The organism is Pseudoalteromonas sp. SW0106-04 (assembly GCF_001293805.1).
GTDB lineage: Bacteria > Pseudomonadota > Gammaproteobacteria > Enterobacterales > Alteromonadaceae > Pseudoalteromonas > Pseudoalteromonas ruthenica.
The window spans coordinates 89,174-115,856 of the sequence record NZ_BCAI01000009.1 but is presented as its reverse complement, the minus strand read 5'-3'; the positions used below and the strand labels follow the sequence as shown (position 1 = coordinate 115,856).

Genomic DNA, 26,683 nt, shown 5'->3' with positions numbered 1-26,683 from the left:
AAGCCCTTGCTATAGTTAATGGTAAAGTATTAGCCCAGAGTCAGGTCTTTGACGCCAAAGGAGTGCCATGCAACAGCTGTTTATTGAATTGATGGGTCTATTACTCAGTGCGGTGATCTTAGTGTGGATGTTTAAACGCCTTGGATTGCCGCCTATTTTAGCGTACTTAGCCACAGGGTTGTTGGCCGGACCGCATGGATTTGCCTGGCTTGCCAATGGCCATGAAATGCATGGTATCGCTGAGCTTGGCATTGTCTTTTTACTATTCAGTTTGGGCCTCGAATTCTCCCTGCCACGCTTGATTGCCATGCGCAATATCGTGTTTGGTGTTGGCTTACTGCAAGTGGTGCTCACTTCTGCGGTGTTTTTCTTGTTGTTGTGGGGTTTTGCGTTTGACGCGTTGAGCGCGTTTGCCATCGCAACGCTAATGGCGTTGTCCTCTACGGCGGTAGTGGTTAAATGCTTGAAGGACACCGGGCAGCTGCAGAAACGGCGCGGTCAACTCGCTGTTGGCGTGTTGCTGTTCCAAGATTTAGCCGTGGTGCCGCTGCTTATTACCATCCCGTTACTGGCCAGTGATACTGAGCAATCATTAACCTATAGTTTGGCAATGGCTTTGGCTAAAGGGGCCGTTGTGTGCACCTTGCTGTGGGCCATCGGCAAATGGTGTTTGCCACGGATCTTCAATGAAGTGGCGCGAATGCGTAATGAAGAGCTGTTTGTATTAACCACTTTATTGGTGACGTTATTTGCCGGTGGGCTGACCTACTGGTTCGGGTTATCCATGGCTTTAGGGGCTTTTTTAGCGGGAATGATGTTGGGTGAAAGCCAGTACCGTCACCAACTTGAAAGTGATATTCGGCCGTTCCGGGACATCCTTATGGGGCTCTTTTTTGTCACCGTGGGGATGCAGTTAGACCTGGCCTATGTATTAACGCATGCCCATATTATTTTCGCCGCGTTAGCGGTATTGATGCTCAGTAAGCTGGTGTTACTGGCTGGTATTGCGCAACTGATGGGAGAGCGCAAAAGCGATGCTTTAAGTGCAGGCCTGATGCTCTGTCAAATGGGGGAGTTCGGCTTTGTATTGGTGGCTTTAGCTGGAAACCAGGGAATTTTTGCCGGTGAGTTGGCGTCGTTTCTCATCGCCTTAGGGGTGTTTTCTATGGCCATTACTCCGTATTTAATAGAGCATTCGCCTAAGTGGGTACATCATCTTTTTCGCGCCAGTACTGAAGCCCCCGAACGCATTGAGTGTGTTGATGAAAGCCTCAGTAAGCATGTGATAATTTGTGGCTACGGGCGAGTTGGACAAAATATCGGGCGTTTTCTTTCCAGTGAGGCGTTGCCTTTTGTTGCCATTGAACTGGACCCTTACCTCGTGCAACAAGGAAGAAATTCCGGTTACCATGCCATGTTTGGTGATGTCACGCAAAAAAGCATTCTTGAGCGCGCAGGAACGGCACAGGCGCGTTTGGTGGTGATTACCTTCACTGATCTTAGCAAGGTACAAATGGTCGCCGAGGTCGTGAAACAAGTCGCGCCGCAGGTGAATATCCTCGCGCGCATGCCCGATGATGCCCATCTTGATGAGTTAAAAGAAAGTGGCGTGTCGGAGGTCGTGCCTGAGTCGTTAGAAGCCAGTCTGATGTTGTCGTCTCATGTACTATTTATGAGCGGGGTGCCGATGAAACGTATTATTCGTCGGGTTAGCCAAGAGCGAGAAAACCGTTACTCCTTATTGCACAGTTATTATATTAGTGATGAGGCGCCACATCGCGATGAAAACACCGAGCGTTTAGAGTACTTGCATGTGTTTGCCTTGGCAGATAACGCCTATGCCGTGGGTAAAACCATCGCCGAGCTCAACCTGCAAGCACGGCGTGTAAGTATTGCCGCGCTACGCCGTCAAGGACGTGAGATAGAAGCGCCCAGTATTGAAACCAGTCTACAGGGTCATGACGTGCTGGTGTTAAAGGGCAAACCACGGCGGGTAGAGCGTTGCGAGCGCTTTTTACTCAATGGCGGCAGTTAATCGAGACACAAAAACGCGCGCAGTTGCTCCAGTTGCGCCAGCCCGTCCTGATAACCTAGCTCCATCAAGTGTTGGGTATAACGGCGTTCAAACAACAAGTAGCTCGGCAAGCTCGACTCACTGTAGCGTTTTACGCCGATACCACGTAGTAGGGTGCGAATGGCCAGCGGCATGTCATCGTAATACTCGCTACTAATGGCATTAAAGTTATGTGATGGGTTGATCACCATCGTATCGATATGCTTGAGCTCACGATGTTTATCTTTCGCGCTCAACAACCCCACCGTACGGTTAATGCGCTCAAGGCGCTCTAAATCACCATGCAGTGTGTCAGCAAACACGCTGTCCAACAGATGCCCCGCGATATGCGAAATGCCCGGGTAGTGCGGCGCATACTTACGATGTTCCTCTTTGGGCTGTTCAACACCGATAACAAAGATGCGCTCGGCACCAAGGTGAATGGCGCTGGACAGGGGAGACATCTGGTGAATGGAACCATCACCATAGTATTGGTGTCGAATCTTTACGCTGGGAAAGACCACGGGAATAGCACTGGAGGCCATCAGGTGTTCTAAATGGATGCGAGCTTTGACACCCTGACGTTTGGCCCGCCGCCAGGGTTTGGCCTCATTGCTTTGGTAGAAGGTAACGGAGTCGCCGGTACTGTAGTTAGACGCAGTGACTGCTAACGCATCGAGCACACCACGGTGAATGTTACGGTCGATACGCTCCATAGGCAGCACTTCGGCTAATAATTGCCGCAGAGGGGCATTGTTGAATAAGCTCGCTGGGGCATGGTTGGCGTGCCCAGAGCGAAAGCTCGATAAAATATTTTTTATAAGGTGGCCAAATACATGCGCAAAATCACTGCGATAAACATCGCTGGTGTGAAACTGTCCCCAGACTTGCTCAAGCTTGCGGCTCGCCAAATGAGCACACGAAGCCCAACACCCAAGCGCCACAGAGTTAATTGCTCCGGCAGAGGTGCCTGTGATCACTTTAAATGGCAGTGGCGCCGTTCTTGGAAGGCTTTGTGTTAGCGCTTTGAGGACACCTACTTGATAAGCGGCTCGGGCGCCGCCGCCGCTCAGTAGCAACGCTGTTCCAGCGCGACCGCAATTAGTTTGCTTTCGCATTGTATTTGCACTTAAATGGACACATAGTGTTAATGTAAAAGATTCTAAAATAAAAAGATATGCTCAACGGCGAGTATACTCGCAGCAATTAGGGCAGATTACTTTTTGAAGATTGGCGATTTTGACTTTTTCATAACGGAGCCTTTATGAGTGAACAACCTACCGAACATGAGAGTAAACGCGGACCCAGCCGTAACAACATCATCCTAGCATTGGTGGTATTAGTGGTGCTGGCTGTGGTGGTAATTTTTGTCGTCAGCAAACAATCTCAACAGCCCTTACCACTTGAGGCCACCCCTGAGCCTGCGCAGTTGCCAGTGGAAGACAAACCTCAGCCTGTTGCAGAGCCCGAGCCTGAAAGTAAACCCCAAGCCGCGCCGGCAACCACAGACGTGAGCAACCCCGATGAGCAGCAACAGCGTCCACAGCCTCGTGAAGACGAACAGCCCGAGCCGCAACCCGAGTTGCCGGCCTTGGACGATAGCGATGAGATGGTCAGCGCCAGCTTGCAACAATCACTGGCTCAATCCAGCGCTAATTTGCTGGTCAATGATGACTTGATCCGCCGCACTGTGGTGTTTGTCAATAATCTTGCCGAGGGGCGTGTGGCCACAAACCACTCGCCAGTGGAAAAACTCGAGCAGCCTTTCACCGTGGAAGAGGGCGATGTGCTGACGATGGATCCGCAGAGCTTTGAGCGCTATGACCCGTATGTTGGTATTTTGACCTCGATGAATACCGATCAGTTGGTGGCACTGTATGAACAATATGAACCACTGATTGAACAGGCCTATGGTGAAGTTGGCGACCCTAACAGTAGTTTTGAGGCACGCTTAAAGCAGTCGATTGACTTGCTTTTAGAGACACCCGAAATGACTACTCAGGTCCCCTTATTACGAGATTCAGTCACCTACAAGTATGCTTATTCCGAATGGGAGAATTTACCACCCGCTCAGAAGCAGCTATTACGCATGGGGCCAGAGAATGTTGAGAAGGTAAAAGCGGTGTTGAAGAAGCTGCGCGCAGAATTGGATTAATTCAACGTTCGCTAAAAAAGGGGCCATCGGGCCCCTTTGTTATTACTAATTGGCAGTGATCGATAAATTTACACCCGTGGCGCTATTATAGCCGTACAAATCAATGTACCAAGTTCCACTTTGCGGGTTACTAATGGTACAGGTTTCATTGTTACCATTTTTGTATGGGCGGCATTGCCATTGCGACTGACTCGACGGTGAGCCAAGGTTTAAATACAGATCGGCATCGCCGCTACCGCCGGATATACTCACCTGTAATTGTGAATAGCCGCTAGTAAGAGGCTGCTCAAAGCGTTGCCATTGAGAAGACGCGACAGAAATCGGCCCTTCGCTACGATTAATGGGCGTTGGACCTGTTGAACCTGTTTGATACTCACCGACCAGATTAACACCGGAAATGGCATTCCAAGCCTCAACCATCACGTAGTAAGTCCCTGTTTGTGGTGCGCTAAAGCTGCAGCTTTCGGTGCTTGATGCTGTGGTGCTTTTGCAATCATAGCTACTGAGTGTCGGTGGCGTGCCAAATTGCACGTATAAATCAGCATCACCGCTGCCGCCATAGGTATTAAAGTTAAGATCAGTGGCATCGCTGGGTACATCCATGGTGTAAAGTAGCTGTTCCTTAGCGCCAGCGCTAAGGCCAGACTCAACCACACCATTAGTGAGCTCGTTATCACTCGGTGGTGGCGGCGCAGAGCCAGCGCTTTTCGCAAGCTCAGCGAGATAAACACTGGCCAAGCGTGCAAAATTGATGGCATGACTGGCATCAAACTGGTCGTCACTACTGGTGTGAATTCGGTAGTTGATATCACTCATTTTTGATTCAAACGGCATCGAGGCGGCAAAGCCTTGGTTATGCCAAGAGGCATGATCCGAGCATCCGTAACCACATTGATCATAGCCAATAACCAGGTCACTAAGATAAGTGCTGGCAAGGTTTGCCATAAATTGATTCTGGCCGCTATTGGTATAGTCGGTCATCAATACAATATCTTCAGCTGAGCCGTTATTACCGGTCATATCAAACTGCGCCATGCCCACCACATTGATGCCTTGGCTTTTGTAATCGCTAGCTATAGCGCCGGAGCCTCTGAGTCCCACTTCTTCGGCCGCAAAGCCCATAATTTTGATGGTACGTTTAGGCTTAAAGTCACTGTCGACGACCGCTCGCAGCGTTTCGGTTAATACTGCAATGCCGCTGGCATTATCATCAGCTCCTGGTGCACGACCTTGGCTGGGTGATGATTGGTTAATCGAGTCTAAGTGACCGCCAATGATCACCACTTCATCACTTAACTCTTGTCCGGCGATTGTCACCACCACCGAATCTTGAGCCCAACTATGGTTGTAACTTTGCACGGTGATGTCGCTGCGACTACTGGCGATTTGTTGCCAGTGGGTGCGTAACCAATCTGCTGCATCGACACCGCTTTGTTGTGAATAATAACGGTTATGAAATGCTGCTAGGGTACTTACGGTGTTATCTAGACGAGTGGTGCTCAGCTCAGCCAGCAGTGCCTGGGCTGCAGCAGGGTTATCGATGCTGTAATTAACAGTGGCAACTGTTTGCGTGTTATTGACTTGAGCCTGTTGCAAGTAAGCTTTCGCCGCTTGCTCAGATTTATGATAAATAAAGCCGCCACAGCGTTTGTACTCATGGTGCATAAAGTCGCTTAGCCGATGTATATGCTTAGGATCTATAGCGATAACATCAACTGCTGTGCCAGCGATTGATTGCGTTGCAGCGCTTTGCCACTGTGTTTTTTGCTGTTTCTGATAGTGCGCCATGGCATGGGCCTCGACCGTGATCCATGCCTTTTCCGGTGCCGCTAAGGCGCTGTTCGAAGCGCAAGTAAGCGCCGCACCGATGGCGAGGTAAGAATATTTCATAAGATGGGTCCTTAAACGAAAAAGGGGCCAGTAGCTGGCCCCTACTCAGGGAGAATGATTTAGTCTGCTTGGATGGATAGGGTGACACCACTTGCTGCGCGGTAGCCACGTAAATCCATATGCCATGTACCTGCTTGCGGATTGCTAAAGGTACAGGTTTCTGAGTTACCATTGCGATATGGACGACAATCCCAGTCGCTGGTGGTTGATTGCGAACCAAAGTTGACATACAGATCCGCATCGCCGCTACCACCGCTAATGGTTACCGTGAGGTTGCTGTAGCCACTGCCAATGTCTTGGCTAAAACGAGCCCAGCCGCCTTGGTTAACACTGATGTTGCTCTCGGTGCGATCAATCGGCGTTGGCCCCGTGCTACCATCGTCATAGTTACCTTCTAAGGTCACATTACTGATTTGGTTCCACGCTTCGACCATGACATAGTACTCACCGCCTTGAACAGGACTAATTGCACATGACTCAGTACTGGTTGATGACGTGCTGTTACAATCGTAATCGTTAAGCGTTGGACGTGAACCGTATTTCACGTATAAATCAGCATCACCTGAACCACCTGAGGTGTTAAAGGTAAGGTTCGTTGCACCTGCGGGTACATTCATAACGAAGAACATTTGTTCTTTCGCCGCACCGGAAATACCTGTACGTGGCACGCCGTTGGTGATTTCTTCATCAGGTGTTGGCGGAGTTGAACCACAGTCACTACCCGCGCTTAGGCTTGATGTTACCCCTACGGCTGCGAGGGCTGCTTTGACATCGTTAGGCTCATAACCAAGATCGCACGCGGCATCCATCACACCGTTACCTGCTAAGTCCCAGTTAGTGCTCGCTGTCCAATAAAGCTGGTTAGCACGTGCCATGGTCTTAAAGGCCTTTTGTGTATCCCAGCCGCTGGTGGTTGCCAACAAATAGAAGGCCTTGTTGTACACCCCAGAACTGTGATGCACATCCATGCCTGAGTAGTAATCTGATTGATTACCAATGGAGCTGCCGTCTTGTGGAGGGTTAGCCATGTAACGTAACGCACCATTACCTTTGAAGATTTGCTCACCGACGAGCCAATCATTACTACCCAGCATGTAAGCTTCCGCAGCTTCACCGGCCATATCGGAGAACGCTTCATTTAAGCCGCCTGATTTACCAGAATAAACCAATCCGGAGTTTTGCTCGGTAAAGCCGTGGCTGACTTCGTGTGCAGACACATCGAGGCTAACTAATGGGTAAAAGGTTGTGGCGCCGTCACCGAAGGTCATCGCTTGGCCATCCCAAAACGCATTTTCATAGTTATTGCCATAGTGCACGCGCATACGTAACTGGAATGACAATGGCGCAGTACCAACCCAGTCGTTGTACATATTAAACACTACGTTGCCAAAGTAATGGGCATCATTAAGAGGTGAATAGGCGCCATTCACTTGCTGGTAGGTATTTTCTGGGCAGGTAAAGCTGTACGCTGTTGAGCCGCTAGTACCATTATTGAGGTTAATGGTGCGCACATTGGCGTTTTCCATGGTACAAGTGCTGCCAGATTGGCTCACATCCAAATAGCCGTAGTCGGTTCCGTAATTGTATTGTCCGGTTTTCTGGTTGCCGCCTGGGCCGGTGGCATCAGCATGCTGTAAATTGTCGAACTGATGCAATACATTACCGCTTTTGGCGTCGATAATCATGTAGGGACGCGACGGGGTATCACCATAACTGTTGTAGGTCACCTCATAAGCAAGGTGCGCTTTGTTCGTATCGTCTAACCAAATGACTAAGCGAGACTGCTCATTCTCGATGGCAGGCGCTGCTTTGCCTTGATGCATTTTACGATGCATGGCGCGCACTAGTTTGCCTACTTGCTTCTTACTTACCTTGGCGTTTACCGAGGGGACGTCGGCAGCGATGTTATTGACCACGGCGCCATGGGCACGAATAAGCTGATCATCTTTGTTGTAAGTTAGAATGGCATGATCGCCGATAACAGGAATGCCTTTGTGCATTTGCTGATAGCGAAACGTTTTATCGCCGTTTTGACTGTTGTACTGCTTTACAACACTGATACCATCCTGAGTATCAAGGCCGAGTACCGTTGCAGCGGGGGAGGCTGAAACGGCAGTCGACTTTGCCATCATAATATCTTTAATTTGATTTTGTTCACTTAGGTAGGTTTTTTGCGCCGCAATACTCGTTGCGGGCAAAATTGCTGCCAGTGACACGGCTATTGATAAGGTTGATAGCATAAATCCTTGAGGTTTATTCATTGTTTGCTCCCGATTAGTTTTCCCGAATGGGTGGTGCTGAGCACCGCTAATGCTCGTTTGATCCTGCAAACTTCTTCAAAGCGAGCGAGCCTAATCTAGTCAAAATGGGTACTAATGTAAAATAAAAGTAAAAATTATTAATTTAAAATTAAGTAAATATTAAATTTATCCAGATTGCTCAATGCCTTGACGAGTAATTTAATGTGTTAAAACGTAATCAAGGTTAAAATGTGTACACTTTTGTTTCCAAAATGTGTAAGTGAAAGGTTATTGCTTCACGTTGGGTTAGCGAGTTACAAAAGTGGAGCAGGGCTAAAGTGATGCGTATCACTGCGAAATGGTCAGTTACTAGGCAGTTGGTAGTAAATAGTAGGATTTTCCTTGAATCCCAGTAGTAAAGTCGCGATAATCCCTCCTGCGCCCAACGAAGGCCCTCAATGGTAGCCTTATTGGTCCTCTCGCAACACTAGCAGGTGAATCTGGTCAGGCCCGGAAGGGAGCAGCCACAGCGTGTGACGTGTGTGCCGAGATGTGGCTGGTAAGGCTGCCACCCAAATTTCCCTCTTTGTTGTTTGAAGTATAAGTTGACAAATTTGAAGTTAAAGTTGACATAAATTTGAACAATAAGTTGTCATAGCCTATTTTTTAGTCAGTGCGCTAAAAAAAGAAACGGCTATGTACCGACGTAAACTCAAACACTCCAGAGTAAAAAACCTTTTTAAGTTCGCCAGTCAAAAGAACAAGGCTACCTGTCTCGTAGAGTCGGCATTAGAGTTCGATGCTTGTTTCCACTTCGAATATTCCCCAGCGATTGTCGCATTCGAGGCTCAGCCTCTTGGCTTTAAATACGACTTTGAAGGCCGTACTTGCCCATATACACCTGATTTTCTATTAACTCACAGCGATGGCACGCAAAAGTATATCGAGATAAAGCCGGTAAAAGAGCTTGCTAAGGATGAGTTTCGGCAACGCTTTGAGCTGAAGCAATTGGCATCAAAGCAGCTGGGTATTGAGCTTATATTGGTGACAGATAAGCAAATTCGAGTATTTCCTGTTTTAGATAATCTGAAGCTATTACATCGTTACTCGGGTTTCCAGGTATTGACTGAATTACATACGGTAGTTGTTGGGTTAGTAAAAAGTACTGGGTTAGTGAAGGTCGCGCAGCTTGTGAATTACCTAAAGGTTTCTGCCGGAGAAGTTTTATCCATCGTTGCAAGGCTGTTGTGCATCGGGCAATTGGCAACAGATCTCACTACAGATGCACTTTCATTGGACTCTGTAATTTGGGCCTCCGATGAACAGTAAAAGTCTGGGGTTGTTTGACGATGAATTCCAACATCCGATACCCCAAGTAGAAGCACCAAAAAGCACCAAAGCTGAAAAAGATCTCAGTGCCTACCCGCAAGAAATACAGCAGACAACATATGCACGGCTTAAGTACATTCGGTGGCTTAAAGAACGTATAGTTGGGGGCTGGACTGAGAAAAACCTTGCGCCACTCATAAACGAAATGCCTAAAGTCGAAGGTGCAGATAAACCTAACTGGCGTACTGCGGCTCGTTGGTTTAAATCTTATTCTGAATCCGATGAATCCATTTTTGCTCTTATTCCCAAACACCAAAAGAAAGGGAAAAGAACACAAAGAACAGACACAGACAAGTTCTTTGAAAAAGCACTTGAACGATTTTTGGTAAAAGAAAGGCCTTCTGTTAGCTCAGCTTATCAATATTACAAAGACTTAGTGGTAATAGAGAACGAAAAAGTAATAGGTGAAGATTTAAGGCCTTTAACGTACAAGGCGTTTAAGAACCGAATAGATAAATTACCACATTATGAAGTATTACGAGCCCGCTATGGTAAACGTATCGCAGATTTGGCCTACAACAAAGTAGAGAGCCACAAGAGGCCGACACGAGTGTTGGAAAGGGTAGAGGTAGATCACACTCCATTAGACTTAATTTTATTGGATGATGAGTTACAAATACCGCTAGGGCGGCCAACCCTAACCATTTTAATTGATGTCTATAGCCATTGTATTGTCGGGTTTTACCTTGGTTTCAATGAGCCTAGTTACGATGCAATTCGGCGGGCGATGCTAAACGCAATGAAACCCAAAAACTGGATTAAAGAGCAGTATCCGGATATAACCCACGATTGGCCTTGTTGCGGAAAGATTGAAACCCTCGTAGTAGACAATGGTGTTGAATTTTGGAGTAATAGTTTTGAGTCTGCGTGCGCGCAGATCGGCATTAGCTTGCAATACAACCCAGTTGGCAAGCCTTGGCTTAAACCATTTGTGGAGCGAATATTTGGAGTAATAAATACCCAGTTATTGGATCCTATTCCAGGAAAAACCTTTTCAAATATGATGAAAAAGGAGGGCTATGATCCAAATAAAGACGCCATCATGCGCTTTAGCGCGTTTATGGAAGTATTCCACCACTGGATTATAGACGTCTATCACCAAGAAGCTGACAGCCGCTTTAGTTACATTCCCGCCCTTGAGTGGGATAGGGGATACAATCAGCTTCCGCCAGCGCCATTATCTAGTGACGATATCCAGCGATTGGAAATCGTGCTGGGTATAAGCACTTGGCGGCATATCCGTAAGGGCGGTATTCATTTTGAAAATTTACGTTACGACAGTAACGAACTTGCTGATTACAGAAAGCGCTTTAGCCCCAAGGCTTCAGTAAAACTACTGTTGAAGGTGAATCCGGAAGACCTTTCTAGGGTCTATGCCTTTTTACCTGAGTTAGATCACTACATTGAAGTGCTATGTATCGATCCTAACGGTTATACAGCGGGCTTGAGTCTACACCAACATAAGGTCAATGTTCGCTTACAGCGTGATTTTATCGGTTCTCATATGGATGTTGCTGCTCTCGCTAGGGCGAGGATGTTGATCCACGAAAAAATTCAAAGCGAAGTTGAATTGCTAGCCAACTCGACGCGAAAACCCAAAGTAAGGGGCGGTAAGGCTTTGGCAAAATATCAAAATGTCGCCAGTGACAATCTTGTATCGGTGAAGCCTAGTCCACCCACTAAAAAGCTACCTAACAAAGTAGAAACAGAGGAAGCGCAGAATAAAGGTGATTGGGACGACTTCGTGTCAGATTTAGAGGGCTTTTGACTATGCTCTCAGAGATACAAACGCAGCGCCTAAATGAGTTTATTGATGTATTCATTGAATACCCATTAATGAAGACAATCCTCAATGACTTTGAACGATTAAGGGCGGGTCAAAAACTTGCCGGTGAGAAACAATGTATGTTGCTAACGGGTGACACAGGCTGTGGTAAATCTTCTGTGATTAACCACTACAAGAACAAACACCCGGCATGTCACATCGATGGTGTCTACCATCACCCAGTATTAGTTTCCCGCATTCCTAGCCGTCCAACATTGGAATCAACCATAGCGCAGCTACTTAGTGACCTTGGTCAGGTAGGAGCTGCAAAAAGGAAGTTAAAACGCAATGATGCCAATCTTACCGATTCATTAATTGCTAATTTAAAATCGTGTGGCACTGAGCTTATCATTATTAATGAATTTCAGGAGTTGGTGGAATCTAACCAAGGGAAAAAGCGCAACGAAATTGCAAATAGGCTCAAATACCTAAACGAAGAGGCGGGTATTCCGATAGTTTTGGTAGGTATGCCATGGGCCGAACAGATAGCCGAAGAGCCTCAGTGGTCATCGCGTTTGATGATACGGCGCTTTATTCCCTACTTTAAGCTCTCTGAAGATGTAACGCTGTTTGTCCGGGTGTTGATGGGCTTGGCCGCACGTATGCCGTTTCGTGAGAAGCCTCGTATACAACAGCAAGATATTGTCTATGCCTTGTTTGCGGTATCTAAAGGCTGTTTTCGCACCTTGAAGCATTTTCTGAATGAAGCTGTAAAACAGGCTCTGATGTGCGGCTCAGAGGCGTTAACTAAGCAGCATCTCAGTGCTGCTTTTGAAGTGTTTTACCCGGGCATAGAAGACCCGTTTAAATTATCGGTGGATGAGATCACTGCCTGCGAGGTAGAGCACTATTCGGTATATCACACCGATAGTAGCTCAGATAATGAGGCGCATAATCCAACGAGGTTCACGGAAAGGGTAGCTATCAGTCAGCTGCTAAAGAGAAATTAAAAACTTTCAGTAATCAAACCAGTTCAAATTTTGTTCAATCTTAAGCTGATCCAAAAGCTTTTTTGATCGTGCTAGTTGTCCTTTACTTAGAGCCTTTGAAGCTAGGATTGTAAGCCTGAGTTGTCTGGCTTTTATACACTCACTATTTTTCTCAATGGTCTCTATTTTATCTAGTTCACATTGTTTAATCATGGTTGTCGCAGCATGCGCTCTAGGGCTTCCTTTTTTGACTATGTATACCCAGCCTTTTTTAATCTCTATATTATCGTGATAACTATCAAAATATGGATGAATCCATTTGAAAGTACCTACTCCGGAATAAAGCCCTTTGGAGCGCTGTACTTTCGAATCCCCCAAATCCTTAGTACTTTTTACGAAGTTACAAGCTCTACACGCGAGTGTTAAATTTACAGCGCTAAATGTCCACCGTCGGTAATATGATTTTGACTTATCCAAAAAATGCTCAATGTCTTCGTTAACATTTCTTCGTTCGCCTTTAATGACCCTACGGCAGAAAATACACCTTCCCTGTTGTGATACCCTCAGCTGTTGTCTAACGGACTTCTTTAATTTAGCTAAACTTTTATCAGACCATTTTAATTTTCCAGCCAAATATTCTTGGATCAACTTTTTGTTCTGCTTTCTGTTAATGATTTTTCTATGACAGGTTACGCTTAATTTGCTTGGGCCGAGGTTCATAATGTTTCCTCAGCAAAAGCTGTTATGGTGTTGTATGCATCATACAGAGGATCGTTCTCATCTAAAGAAATTTGCATTTCTTTAAGTGTTTCAAATTTTTTCTTGAAGTCAATGTGTTGGTGTGTCATAGCTGTTAAACAGCTTTGCATTGCTTCGATAAATTCCAGTGAACGAGCTGACTTTAAACCAAAGTGTTGTTTAAGTACTGTGTCAACATTATTACCATTGTATTTTGCATTTTCAGCTGAGGGTGCTTTGGTGCGCCTATTAAATATGTGAGCTAATTCATTTGGTACACTAGACAAAACTAATGGGGAGTGTGTCGCAATATAAAGTGCTGAATTCGGAGCATATCTTTGGAAAATATTACACAAAACTCGAGTGATTTTTTCTTGCCACTTTGGGTGCATCGAATTTTCAGGTTCATCAAAAATAGTCAATGAATTATTTGTCACAGTAAAGCAAAGAGATAGAATGGTAATAAGGAATAATCTTTCACCTGAGCTAAGGCCTGAAATTGGTATGTCATTTCCATTTTTGATGAAAAATATAGTCTTCAAGTGAGCCTTCTCTTGAAATATCAACTCTTTTACTGAGTGCTCATATAATCGAGTTGTATCCTTGTCGAAATCTAGTATTAAAGGCGTGAAGCTTTCATTTTCTCTAGAGTTTCGAGCCCATCGAAAATCTAATTTTATCTCAGAGCTAAACCCAATCTCTTTGAGAAGTTTAGCAACGTAGCCGCTCCTTTCTTCCACTAATCCAGCGTTACTGAACATGGAGTTCAAAATGGCCCTGAAAGGAGTTATTTCTGAAAACATGTTATTATTGGCTTTGTAACCAAAATAATAGTAACTATTGCTGGAAAAATATGCAGGGTTTTTATCCGGTTTTGGGTACTTTTCATACACCGTTCCAGAAAGGCAGATAAGTTTATCGTACAGACATATTTGTTTCGAAAGGTCTTTTTTAATACGTTGCGATAATTTAGTAAGGAATCGGGTCTTCCCAGTTCCATTATCACCAGTTATAAGAAATATACCGTACTTTTGATCAATGTGTCTTCCATTCACCAATTAGAACTCCTATAAATTTATTATGGTACTAATTTTACTAAAAGTTTGTGGCCATCCTACAGAATTTAAAGGATGAACTTTTCTCAATATTTGTCAACGAGTTATACCAGCGTTTGAAACTAAAATATCCTTAGTACACTTCTGTCTGATACACTAAGAGAATCTTAGCTACTGAAATTAGTAGCTAAGGTTCAAATGGATACGCCAACACCCGCTCGCCTGAAAGCAGCCCGCAAAGCCTCTGGGTTTACTCAACAGCAACTGGGGCTCGCTTTGGGAATGGAGCCAAATACAGCAAGCGCAAGAATGAACCAGTACGAAAAGGGCAAACATGCCCCCGACTTTTTAACCATGAAGCGAATTGCCGAAAAGTTGAATGTTCCGGTTGCTTATTTTTACTGCGAGGAAGAAACTTTAGCAGAGCTGCTTTGCGCCATCAGTAAACTGCCTTTGAGTTCACAGGAAGAGCTTCTCGAAGAACTGAAAAATGCAGATCTTACGGAGGCAAAATCAGGCGACCGCCGCTAATAACACCAAGAAGGGGTTTTTAATGCTAAGTAATTTATCCCCAGTTGAGTTTGAAGATCTTTGTATAGATATAGCTTCATATAAGCTAGGAATTCGGTTTTCAGGATTTGGGCCAGGGCCAGACGGGGGGATTGATGGCCGATACTCCAAAGGGCCTGATAACATAATCATTCAGTGTAAACATTATGCTGGCTCAAACTTTTCGCAATTACGCGCATCAGCTAAAAAGGAAGTTGAAAAACTTAAGTCGATTTCTCCAAGTCGATATTTATTTTTTACTTCATTATCGTTAACGCCTATGCAGCAGGAGGAGCTCAGAACTATTTTTTCTGAGTTTGTTGACTCGACCGACGACATATTTGGCAAAACGGATATCGAAGGAGCCCTGAGATATTACCCGGAAATAGAAAAGTCCCACATTAAACTTTGGCTCAGCAGCACAGCAATATTAGAAAGGATACTGCATTCAGGCTTAGAAAATTATTCCAGAGCAACTGAAGATGAAATATTGGACGCAGTAAGGGTCTACGTACATAACCCTAGCTATGATGAAGCAGCTAAAAAGCTTGAAGATGAAAAGGTAGTTGTTCTCTCCGGTTCTCCGGGAGTTGGTAAAACGACGCTAGCGAGAATGCTCGCTTACAGCTATCTAAATGAAGGATGGCAGCTTTGTTCAATGACGTCTCTAGAGGATGGGTTCAAAAAGCTTGATGAACGCAGTAAAACGGTGTACTTCTTCGATGATTTTTTGGGACGAATCGAGTTAGATAAAGGCGCTCTACTGAAAAATGAAACTCCTCTTAGTACATTTGTCAATCAAGTAAGAAAGAGTAAAAACCTGCGGTTTATCCTCACAACTAGGGCACATATCTTCGAAGAGGCTAAGCAAATTTCTGATCACCTCGATAGCAAGCGATTCCAGCTAGCTAGGTATCTACTAGATGTGGGTTGTTACAGTCGTAAAATAAAAGCACAGATACTTTATAATCATCTTTATGTTTCTAATATAGGGGAAGAATATATATTTGAATTGCTGAAAAAAGACATACTAGGACAGATCGTCGATCACCGTAACTACAATCCAAGAATAATATCTCATGTGTGTAATGAAGCGTTATTTGGAGAAGATGCGGTCGAATTCCCTAGCTTTATTTTGGCAGCTCTTGATGACCCCAGTTTGATTTGGAAAAAACCGTATTCAAATTTGGCACTCAAACAAAAAAATTTGTTAATGGCTTTATTTTTTTCAAACGAATTTGGAATCAAGCTTGATGCTTTGCGTGATATTTTCGGCTTGCTACACCGGAAAGTATCAGCTCATTACTTGCGCTCTACTTCTCCGGCAGACTTTGAGGAAGCTCTCAAAACGCTAGAATCAGGTTTCATTTCAATTTCTGGAGATCAGGTTAGCTTTATAAATCCTTCACTGGGCGACTTTTTAAAATCTCACCTTAACAATCTAGAGTTGCTCTTACTCTTGCCCGATACAGCGCAAAGCGTTAGGTGGCTAAATAAATTATGGGCTCATGTAAGGCCACTTCTATCGGAACAGCCATCAAAATTCAGTACTTGGTTTTCTGAGTGTATAAAGCTGCTTCCGCTGTTTGTAATCTCCCCGACTTCTAGAGAAGATAAAACATCCACTGGTACATTCATTCGCTCTGCTGATCTATGTGCGTCAGACAGAATTGTTACGCTTTTGGATATGTGGAGTGATTCTCGAAATGAGCAGTTCCTTGAAGTAGCACTTCAAGTAATGGCATCACCAAATCTCGAGTTTAGCTTCTGGTTGGATGCTTCAACACTGTTTCAGACATATATCAATCTTAAAGGTTGGGGAGAAAATGGTCACTGTTTAGCGGAACTTCATCGAAGCCTCGAATTGAAACTTGTTGAGTTAATTGAAAAAGGTTGTCACATAGAAGAGCTGATCAGTTTCATAGAAACGGTAAATGAATACCAAGGGGTAGAGGTTCCTATAAGTATAGTTTCTGCCATTGAACGAAGCGTAGACAACGAACTCGTATACACCAATCTTAATCTATACAACCTGGAAACAGAAAGTGATTTGCAAGAGCATATAGAATTTTTAGAGGAGCTAGGGAAAATTACCGATAGATGCCCTAATAGGGCTATACAGGAAGTAGAAAATAAATTGTATGAGGTGGAATCTTCATATACAGAAAAATCAGAAGTACACTTCCCAAAAAGAAATGCTGATGACGATTTTAATGACAAGCAGATGAAGAGTCTGTTTAGTAGTCTTTTGAAAAAGTAAATAAAATTAGAAAAACCAAGAAGATTCGACTAAACCTAAACTAAGATTAACTTAGTTTAGGTTTAGAATGCATTTCATAGTTCAAACTAAGCCTTTCAAGGATGAAACCCTAGAAAGCTACTTATTACGTTTAACGCGAGACAACGCTTATGCCGACTACCATGAGCTGGCCGATATTATTTGGCAGAGCTTGGTTGAGTGTGACCATGAGTTGGAAGGGGCATTTCCGCTAGATCTGAAGACTGCCAACCTATACCACGCCAGCCAATCAAGCCGTTTTCGCGTCAGGGCGTTCAAGCTCGTTGCGCAGTGGGCTGCTCTGGCGCCGCTTGAACTTATTCGCTTGTCCTGGCTGCGAAGCAATACTCAGTTTGGGCATTTGACCGCCCTTATTCGCGACCAACTTCTTATACCCAGAATGCTTCTAAGAGAAAACTATGTTCCAATTTGCTCAGAGTGTTTAAAGGAAGAGAGCTACTTTCCCTATTATTGGCACTTAAAGCCCTACAAGGCCTGTCACAAGCACAAAGTGCAATTACAGTCTCATTGTGCTGAGTGTGGCGAACTAATCGATTACAGAGCGTCTGAGCAGTTCTCACAGTGCAGTTGTGGTGCAAAGCTAAAGACCATGGCTCCTGCAAGTGAAGCGGACATAGCGGTTAGTGAAGGGCTTAGCGGTGCGGATGCGCACCATTGGGTGGGTAAGTTGGCATGGTTTGCTTATCAGTACGGTCATGACCAAGAGCATGCCAGCTTCAATGAAGCTTTCATTTCTTATTTTAAACATTGGCCTGATAACTTTTTCGCAGAGTTAGATGAAAAAGTATTTAGGGCACGAGAAAAACAGCTGAGGCCTTTTAATCACACAAAATTTGATAGTGTTTTTGGCGATGTGATCAAAGTCGGCAAAGTAGCCGCGCCTAATGTTTTAAGATCTAATTTTGTCGTTGATTCACTGCTGAGTTATTTCAGTGACTTGGTAGAAAAGAATCCAAAGCAAAAGCATCCCAACATTGCAGACCTGCTGTTAAATAGCTTGGATTTCGCAACGTTGCTTGGTACGACTTTGGAGCAGGTGTTTAGGCTATACCAAGAGGGGCAATTGACCTGTTGCGAGAGGTTGAACAAGAACGAACGTTTGCAGCCAGACAGGTGTGTTTTCTACTTGCGTCAGGTAGTTGAATTGGCGCAATCGCAAGGACGCTATGTCGGTGACTTCAAAAATCAACTTATCACGCCTTGGTGAATTATGGACTTAGCTGAAGCATTGGCGATCAAATCTGTGCGTGAAAAATCTGATGCACTCCGAAAACTTTTTGCTCCCTATGCTCCATCCGTTGTGGTCGACGGATATGAGCATCAGGTGGCTACCGTGCTAATCAACTTGGTTTACAAGCGCAATGAACAAATTGATCTGACAAGCATCAAAGCGGCGAAAGATGTGCTTAAAGATACAGAGCTAATGGCGAAGTGTATCAGTGAGGTGAAATGGTTTCACACCCATAACCTGAAATATCCCGATATTCGAGTCAGTCACCAACGCTTGATTGCACAAGTAATCGATAAGGATATTCCAGCTATCACCAGCGCTTCTTTACCTAAATTGCTGGGCTGGTCTCACAACAGTGCCGAGATCAATCATGCAAAACTGTTTTTGACCTCATTTAAGTGGCAGGGCGAAGTAAATAATCTAGCGGGTGTTTTGGTTGACGAACATCCCGCTTGGGTAGAAGCGATGAGAAACTTGGGTTTAACCAAAAAGTCCGTAATGGCAATAGCTACGCATATCCGAGAGTTATTACCTGCCACTGACTTACCGGGCGAGGTCAGCGAGTTCACCCCTCAATTGATGATGCCCTATGGAAAAGACTACCTGAGTGTTTCTCCTGTGGTGAGCCATGCAATGCTGGCCAGGGTTCAGCAACTGGCTCGGGATAAAGCGGTGAATTGGGGAACGGTTGAACATACACGGCCTGCAAATGTCGGTGATTTACCTAGTTCCTTAGGTGGTAATGTACGCGTGCTCAGGTATTTTCCTGCAACTTCGCTAAAAGGCAGCTTAGGAGAATATATTGAAAACGACCCGAACGAAAGACTGTTCAAGCATAAGGTACTAACAAGCAAAAGCTTTAAAACGTCACTTATTATTTTGACTGGTAAATCAGTTTATAACACCTTGAGGCAGAAACGATTAGCCCGTATTGCTGCGATACGTCAATTACGAAGAACTTTGATGCACTGGTTAGACAAAATTATAGAGTTTCAAAATAATGGTAACCACAATCTTGTGCCAGAGCCTATGAAGTCGCTCATAGAAAATTTGAAACCGAATCTCAATGGTGTAGTTTGCGAGTTAAGTGGCTTGTTGAATGAGCAGTTGTCTTCCCATCACTCATTGAAGAAATTTGCATACCACCCTGACTTAATGTCGGTATTGAAACGCCAGCTGCAATATGTGCTAATGCACGAGGAAACGGTAGACGAGACCTTAGTTGATCCTCAAATTTTGTACGTTCACTGTAAAGGGCTCCGAATATTTGATGCTGAGGGAATGCCAAATCCTTATTTGCAGGGCATTCCGTCGTTAACCGCATTGGCGGGAGTTGCACATAAATTCCAGCGCAAGCTTCAGTCTATTGTTAGTCCCTCTATCGAATGCATTGGTTCGGCTGTATTCTTACACAGCTACCAGTTACATACCGGCAAGCCGTTGCCTGAGCAGAATCAGCTTAAAACTAACCAAGGAATTACCTCGGCAAAAAGACCAGGCATTATTGATAGACCCAAATGTGATATGACGATTGATTTGGTATTTCGGTTTTTTGTGCCTCACGAGAGCACTCGGACTCAATTAACCGACAATATGTTTAAGGCAGCTTTCCCTACCTCTTTTGCTGGCGGCACCATGCACCCGCCATCGCTGTATGAAACCGTCGAGTGGTGCCAGGCATTCACCAGTCCAACTCAGCTTTTTGGAGAACTGAGTTTGCTGCCGTCGAGAGGTTGTTGGCTTTATCCTTCAAAACACCAGGTGAGAACGTTCGAAGACATGGTGGAATTACTAGACGCAGATCCAAATCAACGGCCCGCTGGGTTAGGGTTTGCGTCACTGGAACAGCCGACCCAGAGGAAAGGGGCGTTAGGATCTAAGCATTGTTATGTTGAGCCCGCAATTGGTTTATTAGAATGCTTTAACCCAATTACTACACGCATGGGAGGAGCAAAGGCATTCTTTCATAATGCCTTCTGGGTAATAGGAGTCGAGAAAACGTCTATGCTTATGAAAAAAGCCAAGTTTGAGTACACTCAATGCGACTCCCGCGACATCTAAGTTATACGCGCTCCTTGTCTCCAGGCAAGGCCGTATTCTTTTATAAAACCCCCGAATCCGACTTCGAGCCATTGCAGATAGAGCAGAATAAACTAGTCGGGCAGAAATCTGGTTTTGCCGATGCATATCAAAAGCCCGGGGAACCAAAAAGCCTTGCCCCTCAAGATCTAGCGTTCGGAAATCCTCAGACTTTAGACGTTTGCTATGTGCCACCGACTGTAACTGAGGTTTTTTGCCGTTTTTCTCTGCGGGTAGAGGCGAATAGTGTTGAACCATATGTTTGCGATGACCCTAAAGTGAGCTATTGGCTGAAGCGCTACGTCGAGACCTACAAGGAGCATGGCGGTTTTAAAGAATTAGCCTCACGTTATGCGAAAAACATACTGATGGGAAATTGGCTATGGCGAAATAAACAATCGCCAGGATTTGATATTGAAGTGCTGACGGAACACCCAGAACCAATCGTGATTGAGGGTGCTCAAAGGTTAAAATGGAATGGCGTTTGGGGTAACGATGAGGCTGCATTAGCAACCTTGACCGACGTTATTGAAAGTGGCTTGGCTAATCCTCGGGCCTATTGCTATTTGGATGTGACCGGCAAAATTAAAACGGCCTTTTGCCAAGAGATCCACCCTAGTCAGAAGTTTGTAGATAATGTTGAACAAGGAATGTCATCCAAGCAACTTGCCTATACCCAGATTAATGGTAAACAAGCGGCAAGCTTGAATGCGCAAAAAGTTGGCGCTGCGATTCAAACGATAGATGATTGGTACACGGAAGATTTCAAGCGTTTACGTATTCATGAGTACGGTGCTGACAAGCAAGTGTTAATCGCACATAGAACGCCTAAAAATGGTTTGGATTTTTATTCTCTGCTTCCCAAGGTCGCTATTTATATCAGGTATATGGAGCGTAATGGCTTAGCTTGTGATGAAGAGTCTAAGTGTATTCATTATTTAGCATCGGTCCTTTTAAAGGGCGGTTTATTTCAAAGGACTAAGGGATGAAACGCAGCTATTTCACGGTAACTTACCTTCCAATTAATTGCGATTACTCACTGCTCGCGGGCAGGTGTATCGGCATACTGCATGGCTATTTAAGTAGGTTCGAGCTCGATAGTATTGGCGTGAGCTTTCCAAATTGGAATGATGAGACTGTAGGTAATCAAATCGCTTTTGTTTCCGAGAGCCAGAGCCATTTGCAAGCGCTGCGACAGCAAAATTACTTTCAGATGATGAGCCATGATGATCTCTTCAAGTTGTCTGAGATAAGAGCTGTTCCTGGGTTTGACGATGAAGTTCAGTTTGTGCGCAACCAGTCCATCTCCAAAGCTTTTGCTGGTGAGAGGCGAAGAAGATTGGCAAGGGCAAAGCGAAGGGCCGAAGCCCGGGGGGAAGAATACAATCCCAGTTATGAATTTGTGCCCAAAGAAATAGAGCACTTTCATTCGATACCGGTTACGAGCAATAGCAATAAAAATGAGTTTGTGCTCCATGTTCAGCTTTCTGAAAAACCTACAGTCTTGTCCTGCCAGTTCAATAAATACGGCTTTGCTACTAACGAGCATTACCTCGGTACAGTACCGAGCCTTTCTGGCCTTTTAATTAGTTAATCGAAATTAGTCATTTTAAATCAATGCATTAAGAACAGCGCTGATAAGAAGATGAAATTGAGTTTTTAAGCTTAACCCTTTGTATGTAATGAATATATTGACTAACCTTTATTGTGAATTGCCGAGTAGGCAGCTGAAAATACACTTTCACAGTTTGTGAAGTGGAAATAGAAGTGAACTGCCGAGTAGGCAGCTGGAAATAATAGCATTTCCACCGTAAACGGCGCTGTAAAGTGAACTGCCGAGTAGGCAGCTGAAATTAGGCCAAGAAGTAATCAATCACATCATGTTACTTTTAACTGCCGAAAAGGCAGGGCTCACTTTGAAACACCCCAGCAAACGCTGGGGTGTATTTCTTTAAATACAGTGATAATCTGAAAATTATCTAATAGTAAGCAATTTGTCTGGGAGCTTTGTTATGAATGACGTCCAAATATTTGGATTGGCAATGTTATCACTAACAGTAGTCACCTTTGTTGTCGGCATGTACATTCTGGCAAAGCGAGTAAAAAGTAAGTGATCTAACTTTAGTCTGTTGTATGCTCGTGATAAGGAGCAAGAATGGGCGTTCAAAAGAAGGTCGCAGTGAGTCTAATTGCCTCAATTCAATATATAGGACATCTTGCCAACTCATTTATTGCCCCACAATAAGTTAACGTAAATGCTCTAAGGGTGGCATTTAGCGAAAAGCTGACGTTCATCCTTCCACCTAGATTACTGTTTATATATCCATAATCATTGCGTTTCTTCCATAGTCAGGAAAACAACCCAATCGCTCGTTTTTGTCGTGTCTACATTTTAAGCAATGCAGCGTAACTTCAATGCTGGTAAGTACTTCCTAAATTTGCTATCAATGACCTAAGGACAAAAACGAGACAGATTGCGGCAGAAAGACGACCCAATCGCTCGATATTAAATTTTTATGACTTAAAACGATGAAGTGGATAGAACTAATAAAATACTCGAGTGTTCAACTGCGAAAACTTGATGATCAGGGCGTGCCTTGTGGTTTTGGTTCCGGCTGTCTACTTGATTTCAAAGGTGGACGTTTTTTATTGACTGTATTCCATGTTGCACAAAAATCATCAAAATGGAGTGCGCAGATAAAGTTTGATGATGAAACTCAAAAAATAGAAGTTTTATTTTTAAATGAATTTAGTTATTTGGCTGGCTTTTCAGAAGATGGAAAAACGATAAAAGATGTAGAATTCTCTTTCCATCCTGTTCGTCCAGATTTCAAAAGCTTTTATCACAATAGAAACTGGAAGGGTGAGACTCTTGAGCTTAAAGAAAGGCCTATTTTTACGGTGAGTGATATTGGAGAGCCAAATAAAAATACACTCTATGGGTTCTCTGGTGATATCAAGCCAACACTATTTCCTAGTCTAAATGCTTTTGAAACCACTCAGAATATCTACCGTGGACTGAGGTTTGATAGAGTGGAAAATAACGTATTGTATTTTAAATTACCTGAAGATCATCCAGGGCATGAAATGTTTCAAGGCTGTAGTGGTGCCCCAATTATTGGAGAAGATGGTAAGGTTGTAAGTCTTTTGAGTGGTGGCTGTGATAAAACCAACGAAATTTTCGGCTGTAACCTTGCCAAATGTATAAGAACTTTAGATTACTTTTTGGAGTAGCTTGTCATAACAAAGCCAGCCAGAGGGACAGCCAAACCGCTGCGCGTTTTGTCTGCCCCAGCTGGCGGCGTTATGCGAGGAGGAGAGTATGGATATCCTGCAAAACTCATTCGACGATGTTGTAAAAGAGCTGATTGAATCAGCCGAAAGTGAAGAGGAGCTTGAAAGAATTGCGGAGGCTCTCCCCGAAAAAATTACAGAAATGCTTAACCATCTACCTCACGATATCCTTGAGTCAATAAAGTCGACAGCTAAGGCTGGTTTAGCCGAACGAAGAGCAATTCATTCGGGTTTTGTTGAAAGAAATATTGATCGCTGGATGGAAGGATTTAATCTTTTAGAGCTGTTAATCGAGGTATCAACTGAGGCAGGAAGCGAATTTAATTCCAGATACCGGCCTGAGGCAGTTAAAGAAAAGAATATTACATTCGATACTATAGTGAGATTGCATGCGAAAGGCTGCCTTATTTCGAAAGAAATAATGACGCTCTTTGCTAATGGGTTCGCAGATGGAGCTCATGCTAGGTGGAGAGCATTGCACGAATTAAATGTAACGGCCATGTTCCTGTCAAAGTTTGGCACTGAGGCTACGATGAGATATCTAGAACATGAGTTTGTTGAGGCCTATAAAGGTGCATGTCAGCTCAATAAATATGAGCCTAGGATTAATGCAAAAGGTTTTTCCGATAAAGAAATTAATGATTTTAAGAAAGATTATGATCGGGTTGTTAAAAAATATGGCAACGAGTTCAAAAATCCATATGGTTGGGCCGCATCGTTTGTAAACAGTAATAGGCCCAACTTTTCAACGCTAGAAGAAGTAGTAGGCCTAGACCATTGGAGGCCATATTATAAATGGTCTAGTCAAACGATACATGCAAATGTTAAAACTATTAAAAATTCACTCGGTACTGTGGAATGTAAAGAAGATATCCTTCAAGTAGGTCCGAGTAATTCAGGGATGGCAGAACCGGCTCACTCAACTGCGATAACGCTTTCTCAACTTACATGCACCTTGCTATCACTGGCTCCGAATATAGACGATATGGTTTGTACGAAGATTGTATTGTCTTTGGTAGATGAAATTGGGGATGCCTTTCTAGAGTGTGACAAAAAGAGCATATAACAAGCCAATGCAGGCGGAGCCAGCTACGTTGCGCCGATTAGTAAGGCGCTACCGAATAAATACTCTAACTTATTTCTGTCCAAAAATGAGCTGGTGTGAACGTCTGATTATTTAATTGGTTGTATGATGCACTAGCCGAACGACTGAAAATGTACAAAAGGGACGCGTGAGGGTCAATATCAGGAAAGCAAGGGACTTTATGCCAGCTTTTACTTCAAACTTATGTCAACTTATACTTCCATAATATCCAAATAGAGCCCGGAGCTAGGGCTCGTCTTATGTCAACTTATACTTCAAACGACACTCTTGTTGTTTGAAGTATAAGTTGACATAAATTTGAACAATAAGTTGTCATAGCCAATTTTTAGTCAGTGCGCTAAAAAAAGAAACGGCTATGTACCGACGTAAACTCAAACACTCCAGAGTAAAAAACCTTTTTAAGTTCGCCAGTCAAAAGAACAAGGCTACCTGTCTCTTAGAGTCGGCATTAGAGTTCGATGCTTGTTTCCACTTCGAATTTTCCCCAGCGATTGTTGCGTTCGAGGCTTAGCCTCTAGGCTTTAAATACGACTATGTGAACTGCCGAGTAGGCAGCTGAAATTAGGCCAGGAAGTAATCAATCACAACATGTTATTTTTAACTGCCGAAAAGGCAGGGCTAGACATTATAAACACCTGAAAATAAAGGGGATTTTCTTTTGTTCAAAAGGTAATCTGAGGTATATCTACCTGTATTGAGTTAGGTTAGGAGCTTTCCTATAAATAGTGTTCGAATATTTAGATTGGCAATGTTATCACTAACAGCCGTTACCTGCCCCAAAACAAGCTAGAAAATTTTGCTCAAAGGACTAACAACACCGTTTGCGCCTTGCTGTAAAACATGCGTATATATTTGCGTTGTCTTCACATCGGAATGACCCAGTTGAGCTTGCACGGTTCTAATATCTGCACCACTTTGTAGTAAATGAGTAGCAAATGAATGTCTAAAAGTGTGGGGCGTTATAGGTTTTATTATTTGTGCTTTTTTGGCGGCCTCTTTAACCGCTTTACGTACACCTGTTTGATGAAAATGATGTCGGCGAATCTCGCCAGTTTCAGGATCAGCACTTAACTTATTTGAGGGAAATAGATACTGCCAAGCAATTGACTTATTGGCGCTAGGATATTTTCTTGCTAGTGCCTTTGGCATCCATACACCAGCGTATTGTTCATTCTGGGAATCTAATTTTAAGTATTCATCAGCCTGAGCTATTTGATTTCTTAGCAAAGGTATAAGTTCTGTGGCGAGTGTAACCACCCGATGTTTATTCCCTTTACCATTCCAGATCCGAATGCACTTGTAGTCAAAGTCAATATCCTGAACTCGTAGTTGAACAGCTTCCATTACACGTAAGCCGCTACCATACATTAAACCTGAAATTAAATAATATCGTTTACTTAAAAACGACATGAGGAGTTGAACCTCCTAGGGGGTCATAACAATTGGTAACTTAGATTGGCGCTTGCTTCTAACAAACGTTAGATTCGGACACAATTCCTGTTTAATTATTTGCTTATACAAAAAAGATAACGCATTTAACGCTGTCGCTTGTGTTTTAGGCGACACATTCCGTTTAAGTACAAGGTAGTCGAGATATTCGACAACCTCGTTATTGCCCATTGAAGCTGGGTGACGTTTATCATGATAATGAATATAGGAAGAAATCCACTTAATATATGTATCAACGGTTCTGAGTGAATATTGCTTGGTCAACATTAACTCGGCGATGTGGTTTAAAAATGGTGAACGAGTTCTCATTGAGCTAGCTCCAATAAATGGCTGTACATATGTACAGTGTTGTTGTGTTTCTCCTATAGTCAAGAAAACGACCCATTGGGTCGTTTTTTTCTTA

Annotated in this window: 18 protein-coding genes, 1 other RNA gene and 2 pseudogenes; 15 read left to right on the top strand and 6 right to left on the bottom strand. The window is 43.9% G+C overall.

The genetic code is table 11. From position 1 onward, the window contains the following. The first annotated feature begins 67 nt into the window (after positions 1-67). Complete coding sequence (locus tag W04_RS11645) at positions 68-2,035, top strand: monovalent cation:proton antiporter-2 (CPA2) family protein (protein WP_053910949.1); 1,968 nt, start codon at positions 68-70, stop codon at positions 2,033-2,035. Here the strand turns inward: W04_RS11645 and W04_RS11640 are convergent. Then, the gene (locus W04_RS11640; protein WP_022946669.1) at positions 2,032-3,171 is read right to left on the bottom strand and encodes a patatin-like phospholipase family protein; all 1,140 of its coding nucleotides are present in this window, start codon (positions 3,169-3,171) and stop codon (positions 2,032-2,034) included. The genes W04_RS11645 and W04_RS11640 overlap by 4 nt on opposite strands. Positions 3,172-3,317: 146 nt before the next feature. Here W04_RS11640 and W04_RS11635 point away from each other — a divergent pair, with 146 nt between their 5' ends. Beyond that, positions 3,318-4,208 (top strand): DUF3014 domain-containing protein, encoded by an 891-nt coding sequence (locus W04_RS11635; RefSeq protein ID WP_053910948.1) that lies wholly within the window; start codon positions 3,318-3,320, stop codon positions 4,206-4,208. A gap of 45 nt (positions 4,209-4,253) precedes the next feature. Here the strand turns inward: W04_RS11635 and W04_RS11630 are convergent, their stop codons facing one another. Further along, positions 4,254-6,098: a M20/M25/M40 family metallo-hydrolase gene (locus W04_RS11630; protein WP_053910947.1), complete on the bottom strand. Its 1,845-nt coding sequence runs from the start codon at positions 6,096-6,098 to the stop codon at positions 4,254-4,256. 59 nt (positions 6,099-6,157) lie between these two features. After that, positions 6,158-8,359 (bottom strand): M4 family metallopeptidase, encoded by a 2,202-nt coding sequence (locus W04_RS11625; protein ID WP_373432703.1) that lies wholly within the window; start codon positions 8,357-8,359, stop codon positions 6,158-6,160. A 447-nt stretch (positions 8,360-8,806) separates the two neighbouring features. On the opposite strand from W04_RS11625, the gene ffs reads away from it, so the two are divergent. The 4 genes from ffs to W04_RS11610 all read left to right on the top strand — a co-directional run bounded on the left by ffs (position 8,807) and on the right by W04_RS11610 (position 12,502). Continuing rightward, positions 8,807-8,903, top strand: an RNA gene (gene ffs / locus W04_RS18730) — signal recognition particle sRNA small type. Positions 8,904-9,034: 131 nt separating this feature from the next. After that, positions 9,035-9,667 carry a TnsA endonuclease N-terminal domain-containing protein gene (locus tag W04_RS11620; protein WP_053910946.1) on the top strand — a complete coding sequence of 211 codons (633 nt, stop codon included), beginning with the start codon at positions 9,035-9,037 and terminating at the stop codon, positions 9,665-9,667. After that, positions 9,657-11,495, top strand: coding sequence for a Mu transposase C-terminal domain-containing protein (locus tag W04_RS11615; protein WP_053910945.1), 1,839 nt, complete (start codon positions 9,657-9,659; stop codon positions 11,493-11,495). The genes W04_RS11620 and W04_RS11615 overlap by 11 nt, the downstream gene beginning before the upstream one ends. A 2-nt stretch (positions 11,496-11,497) precedes the next feature. Further along, entirely contained in the window at positions 11,498-12,502 is a 1,005-nt protein-coding gene (locus tag W04_RS11610) for a TniB family NTP-binding protein (RefSeq protein WP_053910944.1), read from the top strand. A 6-nt stretch (positions 12,503-12,508) separates the two neighbouring features. On the opposite strand, the gene W04_RS11605 is transcribed toward W04_RS11610, so the two are convergent. Together W04_RS11605 and W04_RS11600 are read right to left on the bottom strand one after the other, a co-directional pair. Continuing rightward, entirely contained in the window at positions 12,509-13,201 is a 693-nt protein-coding gene (locus W04_RS11605; RefSeq protein WP_053910943.1) for an HNH endonuclease, read from the bottom strand. Beyond that, the gene (locus W04_RS11600; RefSeq protein WP_053910942.1) at positions 13,198-14,274 is read right to left on the bottom strand and encodes an AAA family ATPase; all 1,077 of its coding nucleotides are present in this window, start codon (positions 14,272-14,274) and stop codon (positions 13,198-13,200) included. Before W04_RS11600 ends, W04_RS11605 begins: the two co-directional genes overlap by 4 nt. Positions 14,275-14,472: 198 nt before the next feature. On the opposite strand from W04_RS11600, the gene W04_RS11595 reads away from it, so the two are divergent. The 9 genes and pseudogenes from W04_RS11595 to W04_RS19185 form a co-directional block, all read left to right on the top strand. Then, the gene (locus W04_RS11595) at positions 14,473-14,805 is read left to right on the top strand and encodes a helix-turn-helix domain-containing protein (protein WP_053910941.1); all 333 of its coding nucleotides are present in this window, start codon (positions 14,473-14,475) and stop codon (positions 14,803-14,805) included. 22 nt (positions 14,806-14,827) lie between these two features. Further along, positions 14,828-17,083 (top strand): restriction endonuclease, encoded by a 2,256-nt coding sequence (locus W04_RS11590; RefSeq protein WP_053910940.1) that lies wholly within the window; start codon positions 14,828-14,830, stop codon positions 17,081-17,083. A gap of 67 nt (positions 17,084-17,150) precedes the next feature. After that, positions 17,151-18,329, top strand: a complete 1,179-nt coding sequence (locus tag W04_RS11585; protein ID WP_053910939.1) for a TniQ family protein — start codon at positions 17,151-17,153, stop codon at positions 18,327-18,329. Positions 18,330-18,332: 3 nt separating this feature from the next. Then, positions 18,333-20,414, top strand: coding sequence for a type I-F CRISPR-associated protein Csy2 (locus tag W04_RS11580; protein WP_053910938.1), 2,082 nt, complete (start codon positions 18,333-18,335; stop codon positions 20,412-20,414). Positions 20,415-20,428: 14 nt separating this feature from the next. Then, on the top strand, positions 20,429-21,421 hold the full coding sequence (csy3, locus tag W04_RS11575; protein ID WP_231658126.1) for a type I-F CRISPR-associated protein Csy3: 993 nt from the start codon (positions 20,429-20,431) through the stop codon (positions 21,419-21,421). After that, complete coding sequence (gene cas6f, locus W04_RS11570) at positions 21,418-22,026, top strand: type I-F CRISPR-associated endoribonuclease Cas6/Csy4 (RefSeq protein ID WP_053910936.1); 609 nt, start codon at positions 21,418-21,420, stop codon at positions 22,024-22,026. The genes csy3 and cas6f overlap by 4 nt, the downstream gene beginning before the upstream one ends. A 935-nt stretch (positions 22,027-22,961) precedes the next feature. Beyond that, positions 22,962-23,666, top strand: coding sequence for a hypothetical protein (locus W04_RS11565; RefSeq protein ID WP_053910935.1), 705 nt, complete (start codon positions 22,962-22,964; stop codon positions 23,664-23,666). A gap of 88 nt (positions 23,667-23,754) precedes the next feature. Next, the gene (locus W04_RS11560) at positions 23,755-24,792 is read left to right on the top strand and encodes a DUF5677 domain-containing protein (protein WP_053910934.1); all 1,038 of its coding nucleotides are present in this window, start codon (positions 23,755-23,757) and stop codon (positions 24,790-24,792) included. Between the two features lie 394 nt (positions 24,793-25,186). Continuing rightward, positions 25,187-25,339: pseudogene (locus W04_RS19185) on the top strand (endonuclease); the annotation flags it as partial. 278 nt (positions 25,340-25,617) lie between these two features. On the opposite strand, the pseudogene W04_RS11555 reads toward W04_RS19185, so the two are convergent. Beyond that, a pseudogene (locus W04_RS11555) lies at positions 25,618-26,589 on the bottom strand (integron integrase). Positions 26,590-26,683: the final 94 nt, after the last annotated feature.